Source organism: Roseateles sp. NT4 (assembly GCF_051857475.1).
In the GTDB taxonomy this organism is placed as follows: Bacteria; Pseudomonadota; Gammaproteobacteria; order Burkholderiales; family Burkholderiaceae_C; genus Pelomonas.
The window spans coordinates 95,909-113,076 of the sequence record NZ_JBPZGZ010000005.1 but is presented as its reverse complement, the minus strand read 5'-3'; the positions used below and the strand labels follow the sequence as shown (position 1 = coordinate 113,076).

The following is a 17,168-nucleotide window of genomic DNA, read 5'->3' as shown; positions in this document are numbered from 1 at the left end:
TCGACTGGGATGAAATGGCGAGGCGCTTCGCTCAGAAGTTCAACAACTTCGCCTGGGCAGCGCCGGACACGTTGTCGGGCATGGTGACCATGACGCCCAGGGCCGGCGTGTTGGCCAGCTCGGCGCTGTTGACCGTGAAGGTCGCCGAGCCCGTGCCATTGACTGCCACCGTCGGTGCAGCACCGAAGCTGATGGCCGGCGAGAAGGCATTGAAGCTGCCGATGCCGGGCATCTGCGCACCCATGCCATCGGTGCCGAAGTAGCGTACCACGTACTTGAAGCGCGGCTGAGCGGCCGTCAGACCCAGGCCGGCAGCGCCGGCGCGCGGCACCGGCAGCTGCAAGGTCGAGTTATCGGTCGGCTGCGTCACCGTGAACAGCAACGACCCGCCGCCATTGATGTTGCAGTTGGCGTCGGTCGGGAAGATCGCCGTCGCGTACTGCGAGACCGCCAGGCTGCTGCTGAGCAGCGAGCCATTGATGCCGATCAACACCTTGTTCGGCGTGAAGCCGGGGCCGCCGCTGGTGTCGATGCAGATGTCGAACTCCTGCGAGGCCAGCGTCGTCGACGTACGGTTGTGCGTGTTGACGCCGAAGATGACGTTGGTACCCGACAGCCGCGCACCGACGGCCCGCACATCGACCTGCTGGATGCCCTGCGGCGCTGGCTGCGACAGGCCCCACGTGAAGAAGGTCGGGGTGGAGGAAATCACACCACCCGCATTGGTGAAGTTCATCGTGTTGCCCGTCACGCCAACGTCCACATTGGAGCGGCTGTGGCCCACCATGTAGAAGGGCACCGACAGCTTGACGTTGGCGTTCATGCGCGAGTTGGCCGGCGTCAGCTGGATATAGCCGCCGACGTCCTGGAAGCCCGTGCCGCCGCCCATGGAGGCGGCCGGCACATCCAGGCGCACCGGGACGATGGCGTCGCTGTTGGCGTTGACGATGACCGAGGCCGGCACGGTAATGGCCGCGCCCGCCGGACCGGAGTTCTTCACCGCGGTGATGTTGAACTGCACCGCCTTGGTAGCGGCGTTGTGCACCGTCATGTTCTTGGTCATGCTGAAGTCGGCCAGCAGGTCGGCGAAGCCGAAACCCACGCTTTCGCTGGGCATGCGCACGATGGCCTGCGTGGCCGTGGCCGGCTGGGCTTGGACCAGGCCGCCGCCTTCATTGCGCTGCAGCATGTCCAGCATCATGTTGGGCGCCGCCGTCTGCACGATGGCGGCCCGCAGGTCGGGCTGCGACCAGCCTGGGTGGGCCTGCTTGGCCAGCGCGGCGACGCCGGCGACCAGTGGCGTGGCCATCGAGGTGCCGGACAGCACCTGCGAGCTGTTGCCCGTGCCCGAGGCCACCGACACCACGGCGACGCCAGGCGCCGTCACGCCCGGGCGCAGCGAGCTGTCGCCGATGCGCGGCCCGGCCGACGAGAAGCTGGCGATCTTCTCGAAGCCCGCATTTGGATTGATGCCGGTGTTCGTTGCCGCCGCGGTGGCGGGTGCCGGCCCACCGGTCGGTCCGGCGAGGGTGTTCGCATCGGCCAGCGCCACCCCGAAGAACGGAATGGACACCGGTTCGTAGATGTTGCCCGAGTTCGGGTCGGCCGCGCCGCCCGGGATGGGTCCCTCATAGGCCGGGAAACCGGCCGCGTTGTTGATCAGCGCCGCAGCGGCAGCGCCGAAGTGCTGGGCTGCACCGGCGCGGAAGGTGCGGGCGCAAGTGCCGCGCGCGGTCACGACGATCTTGCCGGCCAGGCTGACACCGGTCACGGCCGGGTCGTATTCGTTGGGATTGCAGCCCAGGGAAACGGTGCCGTCGGGATTGCGCAGCACGCGGATCGCATAGCTGCTGCCGTTGGTGAAGGATGCGCCATTGGAGTTCTGCACCGTGATGTTGGCGCCGCCGGCCAGCGCCAGCTTCGCGGTCGGGATGCCGGCCAGCGCGTCGGTGGCTGCCACCGAGATCGCACCGTCGAAGACGCCCGGAGCGCTGGTGATGTAGGGCGTCGGCCCGGCATTGCCGGAGGCCGCGACGACGATGATGCCAGCCGCCGTCGCATCGGCAACGGCCTGCGCCTCGGCCATGCTGCCGCCGTCCGTATTGCCGACATTGCCGAAGTTGGACCCCAGCGACATGCTGATGACGTCCACACCCTGGGCCACTGCCCAGTCGATGGCCTCGGCCACGACATTGGTGTTGCCGTTGCAACCGAAGACGCGGGCGAAGTAGAGGTCAGCCTTGGGTGCCATGCCCGGGCCGATGAGGAAGCTGTTGGACGCATAGGCCGACGCGCTGTAGCTGCCGGTATAGGTCTGCCCATTGGTCAGCACGCCCAGGCCGGTCGCCGTGCCGGCCACATGGCTGCCGTGGCCGACGGTGTCGCCCTCGTTGAAGCGGCAATCCAGCGGATTGGGATCGGGCACCGGCGTGTTGCCGCCGGTATAGGCGTCACCGACCAGGTCGATGCCGCCCTTGACCTTGGGAGCACCCGGGCCGACGAGGCTGGGATCGGGGGCCAGCGCACTGCTGGCCCGCGCCGTGTTGTAGGCGGCCACGGTGCCCGGGCCACCGAAGTTGGCATGGGTGTAGTCGATGCCGGTATCGATGATGGCGATCTTGACGCCTTGGCCCTGGAAGGCACCCAGCGTCGACTGCCAGGCGGCCGGTCCGCCGCCCAGCTGCACTTCGTTGGCGTTCAAGCGGCTGTAGGTGCCGACCGCCTTGACGTCGACGACGCCGGGCAGCCGGCGCAATGCCGCGATGCGGTTCTTGGGCACCTGGATCTTGATGCCGTTGAGCGCGTTCTGCAGGCGGGCCAGCACCTTGCCGCCCAGACGCTCGATGTGCGGCCTCATGGTGTCCTGATCGGCCCTGCGGGCATTGGCAACGGCTTCGCGCTCGCCGCGCTCCATGCGCCGGCCGAGCCGGTGCTCCATCTTGACGACCGAGTCGCCGGACAGCATCACCATCACCGTGGTGAGCTGGGTTTCATTGGCCCGCTGGACGAAGCCCTGGTCCAGGGCGGCATCGCTGCCGACGGGTTGAAAGGCTTCCTGGGCCATCGACGAGGCGCCGATGGTTGAACCCAGTATGGCGATGGCGGCGCTGATGGCCGACTTGCGAACAACGCTAGTAGACATTTCTCGCTCCTGTTGGCCGTGGGATGCCCCACGGGCTTCCTGATCACCGAGCAGCGAAGTGCTGCAGCCTGCTGCGACCCCGCGGCGGAGTCGGCAGCACCAAAAGCAAAGCCGGGCACTGAGCCCGGCGTCGGTCTTCAAACTCGTCAGGCGCTGGTGTCGGCCTGCTTGCGGCGCCTGGAGGCCGCAATGCCCCCCACGCCCGCCGCGGCCAGCAAGGCCATGCTGCCGGGCTCAGGGAGGGTGACGCTGACCGAGTCCAGGTCCCAGAAGGCAGGCCCTTGGCTGAAGTTGAAGGTCAGATCGGTCGATGCGCCTGACGCGGCGAAGAGGATTTCGTAGTAGGTGTAGCCGAAGGCACCGACATTCGTGAGGCTCAGGCCGGTGGGCGAGCCAAAGTCGACGCTGAAGGCGTTGTTGCCGGCTGCGCCGGTCACGTCAGCTTCCGATTGAAGCCAGAACGAAATCTTGTAGGTGGCGCCCGCGACCGTGGCGATCGTCTGGGTGATGGAACTGCCGGCTCCACCAAAGAAGGCGGCGTAGCTGCCATCGTGCGGGGCATTTCCGTCTACGCCGTCATAAAAAGGATCGGTCACGCTGGACCATCCCATCAAATCTCCCGTTTCGAAGCCGCTGTTCGTCACGAGGTTGGCATGCGCCGCGCTGGTGGCAAACAGTGCGGCCGCGACCCAACTGCTGGCAAGTAATCTTGTTGTTCGAGACGACATGATCGACCTTTCCCATGAGGAGTGTTGGCTGAATTGCATGCGTACCCGCACAGCGCGAGACGCCCTGCGAAATGTCGGAGGCAAGCTTCCGATGCAGGTCTAAAAGCAAAAATTGAGCCGCAAGGCGATTGATTCGTGAAATCAATCACTTGCCAGCAGCGTCGATCTGAAGTAACTCGCTCGTTGTAAGCGCCGCCGACACGGGGGTCTTCCCGGGGGTGCTTGACGAGGTCGCGAGGCATCGCCTGCGCGGCTTCAGCAAAGAGGGAGAGTTTGCGGATATCGCAGCAGAACGCCGGCGTCGCCGCTATGCAAACACAAACCCAGAAACGGAAAACGGGTTAGACGCTTTCGCATCTAACCCGTTGATTCTCTTTTTATTATGGTGCGGCTGGCAGGATTCGAACCCACGACCCCTTGGTTCGTAGCCAAGTACTCTATCCAACTGAGCTACAGCCGCTGAAGCCTCACAGTATAGCCAGATTTTTCGGGGTCCGGCAAGACTTCGAGGTTTTTTTAGCAATTGTTTTGAAAACGCCCTTCAGGGGAGGCGCGCGGCAGCCTCGAAGCAGCGTGCACGACGGCCCTCGTCGCCCTCCTGTTCGGCCAATGCCGCCAGCGCCAGCCAGCTGCGGCGGCGCGCCGCTGCCGCCATGGTCACGTCGTCGGCAGCAGCCTCCAGCATCAGCCGCGCCTTGCCCCAGAGCTGACGCTCGGCCAGCGCGTGACCCAGCGCATAGGCCAGGGCGCGCTCGCGCGGGAAACGCGACTGGGCCGACTCCAGGCGCTGCAACCAGTCCGGCCCGCAGCCGGCCAGCACCGGCACCAGCGCATTGGCAAGCGCCACGCGGTCGTCGGACTGCAGTTCGGCCAGGTCGTCGAAGAAGGGGCGCAGCCAGCCGCGGCCGTCATCAGGCGCCCCGAGCTGACCGGCACATTGGGCAGCACGCGCAGCGACGAGAGGGTCGCGACGATCGGCGGGGTCCAGCTGCTGCCAGACGGAGCGCAGTTGATCGACGTCGCGGGCGCCGTCCAGGGCCTCGAAGGCCAGAGACCGCAACAGCCCCTGGGCCGCCACCTTGGAGAAAGCCTGGTGCTTGGCGAGCAGGCGCGCGGTGCGCAGCGCATCCAGTGGCTGGCGCGCCAACCGCGAGGCCTGCAGGCGCAGGCGCAGGGCCTGGGTGCGGCGGGCGACGCCGGGCGCCAGCTCACCGAGCACGCTGAGGGCACGCGTGGCATCGCGGTCGTCCAGCGCCCATTCGGCGGCCAGCAGGCGGGCGCCGTCTTCCTGGGCGCGCGCGCCACCGGTGCGATGGGCCAGGTCCAGGGCGCGGGCCAGCTGTTCGTCGCGGTGGCGGCGGTCCTGCAGGCGGTGGGCACTGGCTGCGGCCAGCAGATGGGCCAGGGCCATGAAGGACTGGTCGGCCGCCAGCTCGGGCGTGGCGGACTGGATGTTGAGCGCCTTTTGGGCGGCCTTCTGGGCACGGCTGAAGCGCGCACCGAAAAGCTCGACCAGGGCCTCTCGCAGGGCCAACTGGGCGCTGCGCTCGCGCTGAGCCAGCCGCCACTCACGGGCGCGCTTGGGCAGGGTCGTCAGCGCCTCGATGGCCTGGATGGCCGTGACCAGGGCGAAGCAGCTCGCCACCAGCAGCAGCAGGAAGAGGTTGAGAGAGATGTCCAGGCGCCAGCCGGCCCAGTAGAAGCTGGCAAGACCGTCGTTGCTGCCCAGGGTCAGGGCCGCGACGACGGCGACGACGAAAAGCAGGACCAGCCAGATGACCAAGCGCATGTCAGCGTCCAGCCGCTGCGGCCGTCAAGGCGGCGAGGGTGTCGTCGGGTCGGGGCACGGTGACCTGGCGCGCCTGGCCGGCGACCTGGCGCAGCAACTCCGTCACCGCACTGACCTTGCGCGAGCGCGTGTCGAAGTAGCGGTTCAGCATCTCCTGGCTGTCACGCAGATCGCTTTGTGCCGTGTCGAACTGGCGGCTCAGCAGGGCCAGCCGGGCGTTGAGCAGGCGCAGCTTGAGGTTCTCGCGCAGGAAGAAGCTCTGGTCAGGCGAGATCAGCGCCGCTTCGGGATGGTCGATGCGCGTCACGCGCAGCAGGGTCTTGGCTTCACCCCAGACCAGGCCGGTCCAGCTCGACAGTTGTTGGCTGGCCTGCCACCACCACAGGGCCAGCTTGCCGTCGGCGGCGGCCGCCGCCTGCTCGCGCTGCAGCCGTGCAACGCGATCACGCTCCTTGGCGGCATCACCGTTGCGCTCATCGCGCGGCTTGGGCGCCGCCTCGTTGCTCGACACCAGGGCCAGTTCATCCGCCATGCGCACGACTTCGTCGAGCTTGATGGTGAGCGTCGACACGTCGACGACGGCGACCGCCTTGACGCGGTCCAGGTCACGCGCGACGGCGCGGCGCACGCCTTCCATGCGCGGCTGCTTGTAGCGCAGCAGGCGCTCGTCGGCCTGCTTCAGCGTGGCGACCAGGGGTTCGGCGCTGCCGGTGATCTGGGTCTGCTGCAGGGCCACCCGGATGGCGGCCTCGATGTCGCCGACGACGTTCTCGTCGCGCGAGCGGGACATGGACTGGATCAGCTCCTCCAGTTGGCCGCGCTGCAGGGCCACCTCGGCCAGGCGGGCATCCAGCAGCGAGACCTTGGCGGCCGTGTCACGCACCAGCTCGGCCGACTGCTTGGCGGCCAGGCGCGCCTCGGCGGCCTGGGCCTGGCTGGCCTCCTGGCGGCGCACCAGCTCCTGCTCCAGCGACTGCTGGCGCGACAGGCTCTGCCAGGCCAGCACGACGCAGAGCACCACGGCGGCGCCCAGCAGGGCCAGCAGCCATGGCAGCCAGACCGGCAGAGCGGGGATGGAAGGGGGCGGCGGGGCGGCGGGCTCGGCCGCGGCGACAACAGGGATCGGCTCACTCACAGTGCGCCAGATTCTGTCAGAGGCCTTTCAGGGCCTGAGTCACCGCTTCAGGGGCCGGTCGCGCCAAAACCACAGGATGGAACCCAGCCGCGCGGGCGGCCTCGGCAATGCGCTCATGGGTGGCGATGGCGCGCTGTCCGGCCAGCGCCAGGTGTTGAAGATGGCCAACCGCCTCCGCGCTGCTGAACAGCCACACAAAGCCTGTGGGCTCTGCGCGAACGGCGTCCAGCAGGGCCTGTTCGGCGGCATCGAAGCGAGGGCCGCTGCGGTGATAGGTTGTCACGGCTTCGACATGTGCGCCTGCGGCGCTCAGTCGCTCGGCCAGCCACTCGCGCCCGCCGTCGCCCCGCAACAGCAGCACGCGGGCACCGGCCCAGGCGCGGCGCGGTGACAGTTGTTGCCAGAGGTGTTCGGAGTCCAGGCTGGCTGCATCGGCGGCGGGCTGGACGACCTGCCCGGCCGGTACACCGTGCTCGATCAGCGCTTGCGCGCTGCCCGGCCCGACGCAGGCCGCCAGCGTGCCGGTCGGCCAGGGGCGGTCGGCATGCTGGAAGAACTGCTCGACGGCGTTGGGGCTGACGAAGACGGCCAGATCCACCTGCTCCAATCCCGCCCAGGCCGCCGCGACCGGCGCCGGATCTCGGGCCGGCAGGATCTCGATGAGCGGCAAGGCCACGGCCTTGACGCCCAGTTCAGCCAGACGCGCCAGCCAGGCCGCGCATTGCGGCCGGGGGCGCGTGACGATCAACTTCGTCATCCAGGCAGGTAGGAGCCGGCGCCCAGTTCGCGCAGGCGGGCGGCCGCTTGCTGGCCCAGGGCACGGGCGGCGGCGGCATCGGCCACCGGGGCGGCAGCAGTGGCGCGCAACAGCGGCGAGGTGTGAGCCTCGACATGTCCCAAAGCGGCATCCAGGCGCAGGCTGCCATCGAGCCACCGGGCATGGGCCGCCAGCGGCAGGCTGCAGCTGCCGCCCAGGGCACGCGAGACGGCGCGCTCGGCCTCGCAGGCCAGCAGCGTCGGCAGGTGGATGAGCTTGGCAAGCGCTTCGGCCAGGCCCACGTCATCGGCACGGATCTCCAGCCCCAGGGCGCCCTGCCCTGCGCAAGGCAGCATCTGGTCGACTTCGAAATAGCCGCGCACACGGTTGGCGAGGCCCAGGCGCTTCAGGCCGGCAGCGGCCAGCACGATGGCGTGATAACCGCCCTCGTCAAGTTTGCGCAGGCGCGTGTCGAGATTGCCACGCAGCGGCTCGACGCGCAGGTCGGGGCGCAGGCTGAGCAGCTGGGTGACGCGGCGCAGGCTGGAGCTGCCGACGACGGCGCCCTCGGGCAGTTCAGCCACGGAGGCGTAGTCATTGGAAACGAAGGCGTCGCGGGGGTCTTCGCGCTCCAGCACGGCGGCCAGCACGAAGCCCTCGGGCAGCTCCATGGGCACGTCCTTCAGCGAATGCACGGCCAGTTGGGCGCGGCCTTCGGCCAGGGCGGCCTCCAGCTCCTTCACGAACAGGCCCTTGCCGCCGATCTTGGACAGGGTGCGGTCGAGGATCTGGTCGCCGCGCGTCGTCATGCCCAGCAGCGCGGCGGTGATGCCGAGCTCGTCGGCGAGGCGGGCCTGGACATGCTCGGCCTGCCACAGCGCCAGGCGGCTTTCGCGCGTGGCGATGGTGATGGAAGTGGTCATCTGGCGATTATCGAGGCGGGCTGCGGTAGGCCTGGGGCGGCTTGCCCACCAGGCGGCTGAAGTCGCGCGTCAGATGGGCCTGGTCGTAATAGCCCAGGCGCTGGGCCAGGTCGGCCAGGTCCAGCTCGGCGCCGCTGGCAAGCTGGTCGGCGGCCTCGTGCAGGCGGTAGCGACGGATGACCCATTTGGGGCTGACGCCCACATAGTCGCTGAACCAGGCCTGCAGGGCCCGCATGCCGACGCCGGCGCGCTCGGCCAGTTCGTCGACGCGCGTCAGCGTGGGGTCGCTCTGGGCCTGGACCAGCAGCGCGTTGAGCCGGTCCACCTTGGGGTCGGGCTCGCCGAGCAAAGGGCGCAGCAGGTTTTCGGCGGCGGCAATCATGCCGGCGTCGTCAGGCTGGCTCAGCACCGCGCGCTCGGCCTGCACGTCATCCAACGGCAGCACGGCCGACAGCGGCAGGTGGATGTCGGTGATGGTGTGCAGCGGCCGCCCGAGCAGGCCGCGAAAGCCACCCGGCCGAAAGCGCAGGCCGAGGCCGCGGTTGGCACCCGTGAGGCGATGCTCATACGACCCACTGACGACGCCAAAGATGGCGGTCAGCTCGGCGTCGAAGACGATGTTGACGACCGGATAGGGCAAGGTGCGCTGCACGAAGTCGGGCTGGCCGCGCAGGTCCCATTCGACGATCCAGTGGTAGTCCAGAAACGGCGCCAGGTCGGGCGCAGGCTCGTAGCGAGCCAGGCGGAACTTGCGCTGCGCCATGGCCGGGTCGACGACGCCCTTGGCCCGGCTGGTCACGGCGCGCAAGGGGCTGGTGTCGGTCATGCGTGTTTTTCCAAGACGGCGGCGGGGGCCGCAGCCTACAACGGCGCCCTCTTCTCTCCACCCGACATCCTCATGAAGCGTCTTGTCACCCTCTTCCACGCCCCCAACAGCCGCTCAGCCGGCGTGCGCATCCTCATCGAGGAACTGCAGGCCGAGCACGAGCTGCACGTTCTCGACCTGACGCGCCAGCAGCAGCGCGAGCCCGCCTACCTCGACGTCAACCCGATGGGCAAGGTGCCGGCGCTGCTGCACGAGGGCGTCCTCATCACCGAGCAGGCGGCCATCTACCTCTACCTCGCCGAGCTCCATCCCGAACGCGGCCTGGTGCCGCCGGTGGGCGACCCGCTGCGCGGCGCCCTGTTGCGCTGGCTGGTGTTCTACGGCTCCTGCTTCGAGCCGGCCATGACGGACCGCGCCCTCAAGCGCGAGGACTGCGCGCCATCCTGGTCGCCCTATGGCAGCTTCGACAGCGTCGTGCAGCTGGTGCAGCAGCAACTGGCCGATGGCCGGCCCTGGTGGCTGGGCGAACGCCTGACGGTGGCCGACTTCCTGTGGGGCCATGCCCTGGCCGACATGCTGGCCTTCCAGATGATGCCGGCGACACCGGCCGTGGAGGCCTATGCCGCGCGCCTGCGCTCCCGCCCGGCAGCCCGGCGGGCCCAAGCCCTGGACGCCGAACTGGCGGCGGCGCAGGCCCGCGTCAGGGGCGACGGCTCTTGAAGAAGGCGTTGATGGTGAGGCGGCCCGGCTCTTCGCGGTAGGCCGCCGGCGTCGCCCAGGGGATGTCGCCGGAATGGAAGATGCCACCGTCGTAGAAGATGGCTCGATTCCATTTCGCCGGCACGCGGCCGATGACCTCGAAGTAGCGGTTGCTCTCGGTCATATAGCCCGGCGGGATGCCGTATTTGTCGCCGAAGGCGCTGGCCTCCAGCGTGCCGGCGTCGCGACGGAACTGCTGGGTCTCGCTGTCGGACATCAGCGAGCGGAAGAAGACCGTGCCGCCGAGGCTGGCATCCCGGAAGAGGTAATGGACGGAGGCGCAAACCATCTCGCCCGCGGCGAGGCCGGAGTCATCGCGGTGGCAGATGCGCTGCCGCGCATCCAGCGTCGACGCCTCCTGCGTGACCCGCGAGAAGCGCGCGAACATGCCCAGCGACGCGCCAGCGCCCAGCTCGGTGCCGAGCCGGCGCTGGAAATAGGCGTCCAGCTCCGCCACGCTGCTGTAAGGCAAGGCCAGCTGCGGGCCCGGATAGGGATGGCCCGCTGGCACCTCGAAACGCGATGCCATGGACCGGGCCAGCGCGACCAGCGCCTCGGGCTCCTGCGCGAAGTCGTCGACGACATACACGCGCGAGCCATTGGCCAGCGTCAGCGTCTGCAGCTTGGCGTCAGGGTTGATGCGCAAGCCCGGCTGGGCCGGCGCGCCCACGTCGACCTTGGGCGCCGGGCAGAAATGATCGATGAACTGCTGATGCCTGGGCAGCTTCATCAAGGTGCGCGCCACGTCCTTGCGGATGTCGCCCAGGAAGTCGGCCAGGGCGGCGTTGCCCATCTGCCGCGTGATGGGATGGTGGCTGGCCGGCACGATGCCCTGGCCCATCATGACCTGGACCCAGGAGTTCTCGGCGAAGAGATCACCTGCCTGCGGCGCGAAGCGGGCCGTGTCGCGGAAGAGCTGGATGCGGTGCTTCAGCGATGCTGGCACGTCCATCTCCCGGCACTGGCGCCAGAACGCCGAGTCGTCCCGGTTGGTGACGTGGTAGTGCAGGATGATGAAGTCGCGGATGTGCTCGATGGAATCGCGGGCCTGGTTGTTGTATTCGTCGATGTCGCTCTGGCGGATGCCATCGGTCGGGAAGAGTTCGACGAGGCGCGTCAGGCCCTTCTGGATCAGGTGGATGCTGGTGGACTCCAGCGGTTCCAGGAAGCCGCTGGACAGGCCGATGGCAACGCAGTTCTGCTTCCAGACCTGCTCGCGCTGGCCGGGCTTGAAGCGGATGACGCGCGGCTCGCGCAGCACTTCGCCCTGCACATTGGCAAGCAGGGCTGCCTTGGCCTCGTCGTCGCTGATGTGCTGGCTGCTGAAGACGACGCCGTTGCCGACACGGTGCTGCAGCGGGATGCGCCATTGCCAGCCCCAGGGATGGGCGATGGAGCGGGTGTAGGGCACGGGCTCGCCGACGGACGTGGTTTGCACGGCCAGGGCACTGTCGCAAGGCAGCCATTGCGACCAGCTCTCGTACTTGACGCCCAGGGTCTCGCCGATCAGCAGGGCACGCATGCCGGTGCAGTCGATGAAGAACTCGCCTTCGACCAAGGTCCCGTTGTCCAGCGCGATGCCCGTGATGTCGCCACTGCCCTCTTGCGTGTGCACCTTGACGATTTTGCCCTCGATGCGCTGCACGCCCAGGGCCTCGGAGAAGCGGCGCAGGTATTGGCCGTACAGCGTGGCGTCGAAGTGGTAGGCGTAATTGATGCCGTTGTCGGGCAGCAGCGCGAAGCGGTTGTCCATCGCCGCGCGCAGCTCCAGGCAGTAGTCGCCGTAGTCGCTGGCCAGGCCGCGCTTGCGGGCCTCCAGCCAGAAGTGGTGGAAGCCCGCCGTCCAGTGGCCCTTGCCGGTCTTGCCGAAGGAATGGAAGTAGTGCTCGCCGACGTTGCGCCAGTTGTCGAACTGGATGCCAAGCTTGAAGGTGGCCTGGGTGGCCTGGATGAATTCCTTCTCGTCCAGGTCCAGGATCTCATGCATGAAATGCAGGGTCGGGATGGTGGCCTCGCCGACGCCGACGGTGCCGATCTCTTCGGACTCGACGAGGCGGATCTCGTACTGCTGGCCCAGGCATTTGGAGAGACCGGCGGCCACCATCCAGCCGGCGGTGCCGCCGCCGGCGATGACGATGCGGCGAATGGGTCGGGAAGCGGGAGTCATGGCAAGGCTTATCGTTTCAGTCGGTTCAGCAGCATCGAGCGGAGCTGGCGCGCGCTGTCGTCGTTCATGGGCGCCAGGATGCCGCGCCCCCCGGGTGGGATGTGGGCCGCCGTCTCTTCATCGGCGTCGAAGATGTAGTGGTCGAACAGCGCGCGCCAGGCATCGCGCTGGGCCGGCGGCAGGTCGCGCAGCGACAGCAGGGCCATCATCAGCGTGTTGAGCGGCGTGTCCATGAAGGCCGGCGACTGCCGCCACCAGAAGTTGACCAGGCCGCTGATGGGCTCCAGGGCCTGCACGCTGTGCCACCACTGGCTGGGGATGAAGAGGGCATCGCCGGGCAGCAGTTCGAAGGTCTGCACCTGCTCGAGGGCCTGCGCATAGCGCGGGAAGCGCTCGAGATCGGGCTTCGTCACGTCAACCAGGCTGACCGGCTGCCCGGCGGGCGTCAGGTCCAGCGGGCCGATGTAGAGGTTGGCCACCTGGTCCGGCGGGAACAGCGTGAAGCGCCGCCGGCCCGAGACGACGCAGGCGATGTTGTCGGGCAGGTCGAAATGCGTGGCCACCTGCATGCGGTTGCCCAGCCACAGGCTGACATGCGGATGCAATCCGGCCAACGCGGGCAGCGGGTTGTCGCGGCCCAAGCCGGGAAAGGCGCTGTCGATCTCGGTGGAGCCGAGGTAGAGGGCGTCCGGCGTGCCGGCCAGCAGTTCGTCCAGCAACGCGCCGAAGGTTTGGGTCTCGCGCTGGAAATTGAAGCCGCTGAAATCGTCGTTGTAGAAGAAGCGCCCGGCGATCTCCGGCCCGCCCCGCCACAAGCCCAGCCGGGTGTCGGGGCCGAAGCGGCGCAGGTAGTCGCAGAAGTCGGCGTCCGAACGCTCGGCCGCCTGCACCAGCGGCCAGTGCCGCACCAGGCCGCGCAGCAGCACGGGCCGGGTGGACTGCAGCACCTCGGCCGGGATGGCCTCGGCGCGGACGTCGCTGCGCTCCAGCATCGGGCTCAGGCGGCCTCGCGGGCGAGGTGGCGCTTGATCAAGGGCGTGAAGTTGGACAGCGAAGCGATCGCCATGTAGAGAGGCAGCAGATAGTCGGCCTGATGCAGCAGGCCCAGCGTGCCGGCGTCCAGCGCGGCGAGGCGCTCCTCGTGGACGATGTAGAAGCCCGCCAGCTGGCCATGCGTGCCGTCCGGGCGCTCGACGTCCAGCGTGAAGGGCTCCAGCAGTTCGTGGTCCATCAAAGCCTGGACAAATTCGGTCGTCGCCTGCAGCCCCTCGTGCAGCGTCTGCAACACGGCGTTGGCGTTCTCGGTGAAGTCGGTCGTGCCGCCGTGCGGCATGAAGACGGCCTCGCCGCGCGCGCCGTCGCTGATGCGTCGGCTGTCCATGTCGACCATCATGCGCAGCTCGTCGTCGGCGACACCGATGGAGAACGGCAGGCGCTGCACCGACAGCGGCAGATAGTCGGCGTCCCAGCCGTCCTGGTTGGGCGTCAGGAACAGGTTCTGGCCCTCCTGCAAGCCGAACAGCGCGGTGGGCACGAAGCCACCCTTGCCGTCGGGCTGGAAGACGATGGGGTAATGCGCCTGCACCCTGCGGAATTCGTCCACCGTGACGGGCGCCGACATGAAGTTGTCGCCCCACTGTGCGCCGCGCTCGGTGACGATGCGCAGGTCCTTGTGCGTGATGTTGTTGAGCAGTTGCGGCATGGGTTCAGCGTTAGGGGGCACACCCCGAAGAATAGGTGCCGGGCCTGCGGTCACGCGCCACGACGGCCAGGCAATTCTGCAAAGAAGTTTGGCCGAGGCGGACGTCTGCACGCCCAACTCGGCCAAGTATGGAGGCCGCACATCCACTCCGGAAGGAGGGGATGTGCAGAGCACTCAGGCTAGGGCTTAGAAGCGATAGCGCGCGCCGATCAGGTAACGACGGCCGGTCTGGATGGCCGAGACCAGCATCTCGTCGGTGCGACCGTGCTGACGGATGTAGCCGTCGTTCAGGTTCAGCAGGTCGAGCTGCAGGGTCAGGCTCTTGCCGATCTTGTAGCCGATGGACGCGTCCACCTGACCGTAGGGCTCGGTATAGACCGGGTTGTTGCCATTGCCATCGCTGGTTGCTGCCAGGAACTCGCCGCGCCAGTTGTAGGCACCGCGGATGGACCAGGTGTCGTTCTCAAAGAAACCCACCAGGTTGGCCGAGTCGCTGACGCCCAGCAGCGCAGCCTGTTGGTTGGTGCCCTGGTTGTTGAACTTCAGGCCCGTCTTCACCTTGGTGTAGTTGCCCGACACGCCGAAGCCACTGGTGCCGAACATGTGCTGGAAGTTCAGCTCCAGGCCCTTGATGGTGTCGCCAGGCCCGTTGGTGAAGGTCGTGACCTTGAACGGGATCGGCGTGGCACCCGGCACGGCGCTGGTGATGACACCTGCAACTTCCGCCGCGTTCAGCGGGCCGGTCGCGGTCACGCCCGGTTGGCCGTTGTAGTTGCGGAAGATGTAGTTGCGGATGCACAGCGGCTGCGTGTTGCCGCCGCAAGCCGCCAGGGCTGCGTTGTAGTAGGTGCCGCTGGCCGGGTTGTTGATGCCCGCCACCGTCGTGTCGATGGTCGACGTGGTGACGAAGTTGCTGACCTTCTTGTAGAAGGCACCCACCGCCGCATAGCTCGACTTGGCGTAGTAGTACTCGGCCGACAGGTCGAAGTTCTTGGAACGCAGCGGCTTCAGTGCCGGGTCGCCGGTGGAACCGTTGCCACCACCGTTCGGGTTGGCCGTGCCACCCAGGCTCAGACCGCCCTGCATCTGGTTCCAACCCGGGCGACCGATGTTCTCGCCATAGCTGGCGCGAACCTTCAGGTTTTCAGCCAGATCGGCATCCCAGTCGATGCTGGGCAGCCAGTACGAGTACTTGCCGGACTTGGTGCCGAAGGTCGTGCCGCCGGAGGCCAGGTTGATTTCGTTCTGCGAACCCCAGGTCGTCGTGCCCGAGTGGTCCACCACCTGCGACGAGGACTCCACCTTGGTGCTCTCGTAGCGCAGGCCCACCGAGATGTTCATCGGGATGGACGAGTCGAAGGCGTGGTCCCACTGGCCATACAGCGAGCTGGACTTCTCCGTCGCGCGCCAGTCGTCACCACGGCTGTAGTCCGGGGCGGCGGCGAAATAGGCCTCGGCCTGCGCCTGCGTCATGCCGGGCGTGTTGGCCATCTTGACCTTGACGGCACGGTCACGCAGGCTCTGGAAGTCCGCCATGTAGAAGGACGGGAACAGGCGCGAGTCGTCGTGGCCGGGGATGCGGTTGAACAGGCCGGCCAGGCCATAGGTGCCCGTGCTGATGCCCGCAAACTGGCCCAGCGAGGGAGCGACGCCGCTCCAGTCGTTGTTCTGGTTGTTGTAGCTGGCGGAGCGGTTCTTGGTCTTGGTGAAGCCCAGGCCGGCCAGCAGCTTGTCGTCCGAACCGAGGCGGTAGGTCGCCCCCGTCTGGAACTGGTCGACCGTCTGGTCGCTCAGGTTGTTGCGGAACTGCGTGCCCGTCACGTTCAGCTTGGTGTCGTCGAACTTCTGGCCGGGCAGGCTCAGGATCGGGAACTTCTGGTCGTAGTAGGCGGTGGCGTTGCCCTGGTTGAACATCGCCAGGTCCATCGTGCTGTACGTGCCGTACGGGCTGTCCGGTGTCGTCTTGGACACCGAGTGATGGGCGTCGACGTTGATGCGCAGCGCATCGCTGACCTTCCACTCGGTGTTGAAGCCGGTGGAGCTCAGCTTGGCCTTCTGGGCGTACTGGCCGGTGTTGAGGGCCAGGTCATGCGTGCCGTCCCAGATGGCCGTCTGCACGATGGGCGCCGCGACCGGGCCGGTCGTGAACTGGGTTGCGGGGCTGCCCTTCAGGTCGCCGGAGAACGAGTTGTTGAACCAGCTCGACATCTCCGCGTTCTTCGAGTGCGTCGTGTTGACCGCCATCGTGTAGTCGACGGTGAACTTCAGGTCCTTGCTCGGCGCGAACTGCAGCGTGGCCTGGCCATTCAGGCGCTCGCGCTCCATGCCCGTCAGCGAATAGCGCAGCTCGCGCGAGGTCGCATACAGGCCGGCGGGGTTGTTGACGATGTTGGACGTCGGGCTGACCGACTTGACCGCCGGATCATTGGTGCCCCAGCCGTTCTGCGTGTAGGCCTTGTTGAAGCCCGAATCGCGCTTGGAATAGCTGCCGCTGATGGCAATGCCGATGGTGCGGTCGGCAAAGGTGTCGCTGTAGATGCCGGACACTTCCGGCGTGATCTTGCTGCCCTGCAGGGGATCGGGCAGACGGCCGACGGAGGCGTCGTAGTTGGCCTTCACGCCGATGCTGGCGACGCGTTCGCGCAGGTCCAGCGGGCGGGCCGTCTTGATGTTGATGGTCGCACCGATGCCGCCGGTGGGCGATTCGGCACGCGCCGTCTTGAACACCTCCAGCGCCGAGATCGAGTCCGACGACAGGTTGGCGAAGTCGAAGGCCCGCGAACCATTGGCGCCGGCGCCTTCGAAGCCGATGATGCCGGAAGGCATCTGGCGGCCGTTCAGCAGCACCAGGTTGAAGTCGGGGCCGACACCGCGGACGGTGACCTTGGAACCCTCGCCGCTGGCGGCGCGGTCGATGGACACGCCGGCGATGCGCTGCATCGATTCGGCGAGGTTGGTGTCCGGGAACTTGCCGATGTCTTCGGCCACGATGCCGTCCACCAGGCCGCGAGATTCACGCTTCAGCGTGACAGCGCTGTCAAGAGACTTGCGAATGCCGGTGATGACGACCGTCTCGAGCGATTGTGTCGAGGCTGACTGTGCTGCTGCGGTCTGCTGGGCCTGAACAGCCGCGGCACCGGTCAACAGCGCGATCGACGAGGCCCAGGCCACGGGCTTGAGCTGCCGCGCGAACTGCGGCTCGCGCCGGGTCTTGGAAATCTGTGGGTGTTTCATTTGTCT

At 67.6% G+C, this 17,168-nt stretch carries 12 protein-coding genes and 1 tRNA gene; 1 reads left to right on the top strand and 12 read right to left on the bottom strand.

Going from position 1 to position 17,168, the window contains the following annotated elements; translation table 11 throughout:
• Positions 1–31 precede the first annotated feature (31 nt).
• From ACS5PN_RS26470 to ACS5PN_RS26435, 8 genes are all read right to left on the bottom strand, one after another.
• Entirely contained in the window at positions 32–3,142 is a 3,111-nt protein-coding gene (locus tag ACS5PN_RS26470; RefSeq protein WP_439467031.1) for a S8 family serine peptidase, read from the bottom strand.
• Positions 3,143–3,288: 146 nt separating this feature from the next.
• The gene (locus tag ACS5PN_RS26465) at positions 3,289–3,909 is read right to left on the bottom strand and encodes a carbohydrate binding domain-containing protein (protein ID WP_439467030.1); all 621 of its coding nucleotides are present in this window, start codon (positions 3,907–3,909) and stop codon (positions 3,289–3,291) included.
• A gap of 344 nt (positions 3,910–4,253) precedes the next feature.
• A tRNA-Arg gene (locus ACS5PN_RS26460) sits at positions 4,254–4,330 on the bottom strand.
• Between the two features lie 81 nt (positions 4,331–4,411).
• Positions 4,412–5,659 carry a heme biosynthesis HemY N-terminal domain-containing protein gene (locus ACS5PN_RS26455; protein WP_439467029.1) on the bottom strand — a complete coding sequence of 416 codons (1,248 nt, stop codon included), beginning with the start codon at positions 5,657–5,659 and terminating at the stop codon, positions 4,412–4,414.
• Between the two features lies 1 nt (position 5,660).
• The gene (locus tag ACS5PN_RS26450; protein WP_439467028.1) at positions 5,661–6,794 is read right to left on the bottom strand and encodes a uroporphyrinogen-III C-methyltransferase; all 1,134 of its coding nucleotides are present in this window, start codon (positions 6,792–6,794) and stop codon (positions 5,661–5,663) included.
• Between the two features lie 16 nt (positions 6,795–6,810).
• On the bottom strand, positions 6,811–7,551 hold the full coding sequence (locus ACS5PN_RS26445; protein WP_439467027.1) for a uroporphyrinogen-III synthase: 741 nt from the start codon (positions 7,549–7,551) through the stop codon (positions 6,811–6,813).
• Complete coding sequence (gene hemC, locus ACS5PN_RS26440) at positions 7,548–8,474, bottom strand: hydroxymethylbilane synthase (protein ID WP_439467026.1); 927 nt, start codon at positions 8,472–8,474, stop codon at positions 7,548–7,550. The genes ACS5PN_RS26445 and hemC overlap by 4 nt, the downstream gene beginning before the upstream one ends.
• A gap of 7 nt (positions 8,475–8,481) precedes the next feature.
• Positions 8,482–9,300, bottom strand: a complete 819-nt coding sequence (locus tag ACS5PN_RS26435; protein ID WP_439467025.1) for an AraC family transcriptional regulator — start codon at positions 9,298–9,300, stop codon at positions 8,482–8,484.
• Between the two features lie 72 nt (positions 9,301–9,372).
• Here ACS5PN_RS26435 and ACS5PN_RS26430 point away from each other — a divergent pair, with 72 nt between their 5' ends.
• Complete coding sequence (locus ACS5PN_RS26430; protein ID WP_439467024.1) at positions 9,373–10,020, top strand: glutathione S-transferase family protein; 648 nt, start codon at positions 9,373–9,375, stop codon at positions 10,018–10,020.
• Here ACS5PN_RS26430 and ACS5PN_RS26425 read toward each other — a convergent pair.
• From ACS5PN_RS26425 to ACS5PN_RS26410, 4 genes are all read right to left on the bottom strand, one after another.
• Complete coding sequence (locus ACS5PN_RS26425; RefSeq protein WP_439467023.1) at positions 10,001–12,226, bottom strand: DUF6445 family protein; 2,226 nt, start codon at positions 12,224–12,226, stop codon at positions 10,001–10,003. The genes ACS5PN_RS26430 and ACS5PN_RS26425 overlap by 20 nt on opposite strands.
• 8 nt (positions 12,227–12,234) lie before the next feature.
• Positions 12,235–13,218, bottom strand: coding sequence for a cupin-like domain-containing protein (locus ACS5PN_RS26420; protein ID WP_439467022.1), 984 nt, complete (start codon positions 13,216–13,218; stop codon positions 12,235–12,237).
• 5 nt (positions 13,219–13,223) lie between these two features.
• Positions 13,224–13,928 carry a SapC family protein gene (locus ACS5PN_RS26415; protein ID WP_439467021.1) on the bottom strand — a complete coding sequence of 235 codons (705 nt, stop codon included), beginning with the start codon at positions 13,926–13,928 and terminating at the stop codon, positions 13,224–13,226.
• Between the two features lie 186 nt (positions 13,929–14,114).
• Positions 14,115–17,162 (bottom strand): TonB-dependent receptor, encoded by a 3,048-nt coding sequence (locus ACS5PN_RS26410; protein WP_439467020.1) that lies wholly within the window; start codon positions 17,160–17,162, stop codon positions 14,115–14,117.
• Between the last annotated feature and the right edge of the window lie 6 nt (positions 17,163–17,168).

Bases quoted from the DNA above. Each gene is read 5' to 3' on its own strand.
- hemC (WP_439467026.1), bottom strand. From the start codon at position 8,474: ATGACCACTTCCATCACCATCGCCACGCGCGAAAGCCGCCTGGCGCTG.
- ACS5PN_RS26455 (WP_439467029.1), bottom strand. From the start codon at position 5,659: ATGCGCTTGGTCATCTGGCTGGTCCTGCTTTTCGTCGTCGCCGTCGTC.
- ACS5PN_RS26465 (WP_439467030.1), bottom strand. From the start codon at position 3,909: ATGCAATTCAGCCAACACTCCTCATGGGAAAGGTCGATCATGTCGTCT.
- ACS5PN_RS26470 (WP_439467031.1), bottom strand. From the start codon at position 3,142: ATGTCTACTAGCGTTGTTCGCAAGTCGGCCATCAGCGCCGCCATCGCC.
- ACS5PN_RS26430 (WP_439467024.1), top strand. From the start codon at position 9,373: ATGAAGCGTCTTGTCACCCTCTTCCACGCCCCCAACAGCCGCTCAGCC.
- ACS5PN_RS26415 (WP_439467021.1), bottom strand. From the start codon at position 13,928: ATGCCGCAACTGCTCAACAACATCACGCACAAGGACCTGCGCATCGTC.
- ACS5PN_RS26420 (WP_439467022.1), bottom strand. From the start codon at position 13,218: ATGCTGGAGCGCAGCGACGTCCGCGCCGAGGCCATCCCGGCCGAGGTG.
- ACS5PN_RS26445 (WP_439467027.1), bottom strand. From the start codon at position 7,551: ATGACGAAGTTGATCGTCACGCGCCCCCGGCCGCAATGCGCGGCCTGG.
- ACS5PN_RS26425 (WP_439467023.1), bottom strand. From the start codon at position 12,226: ATGACTCCCGCTTCCCGACCCATTCGCCGCATCGTCATCGCCGGCGGC.
- ACS5PN_RS26435 (WP_439467025.1), bottom strand. From the start codon at position 9,300: ATGACCGACACCAGCCCCTTGCGCGCCGTGACCAGCCGGGCCAAGGGC.
- ACS5PN_RS26410 (WP_439467020.1), bottom strand. From the start codon at position 17,162: ATGAAACACCCACAGATTTCCAAGACCCGGCGCGAGCCGCAGTTCGCG.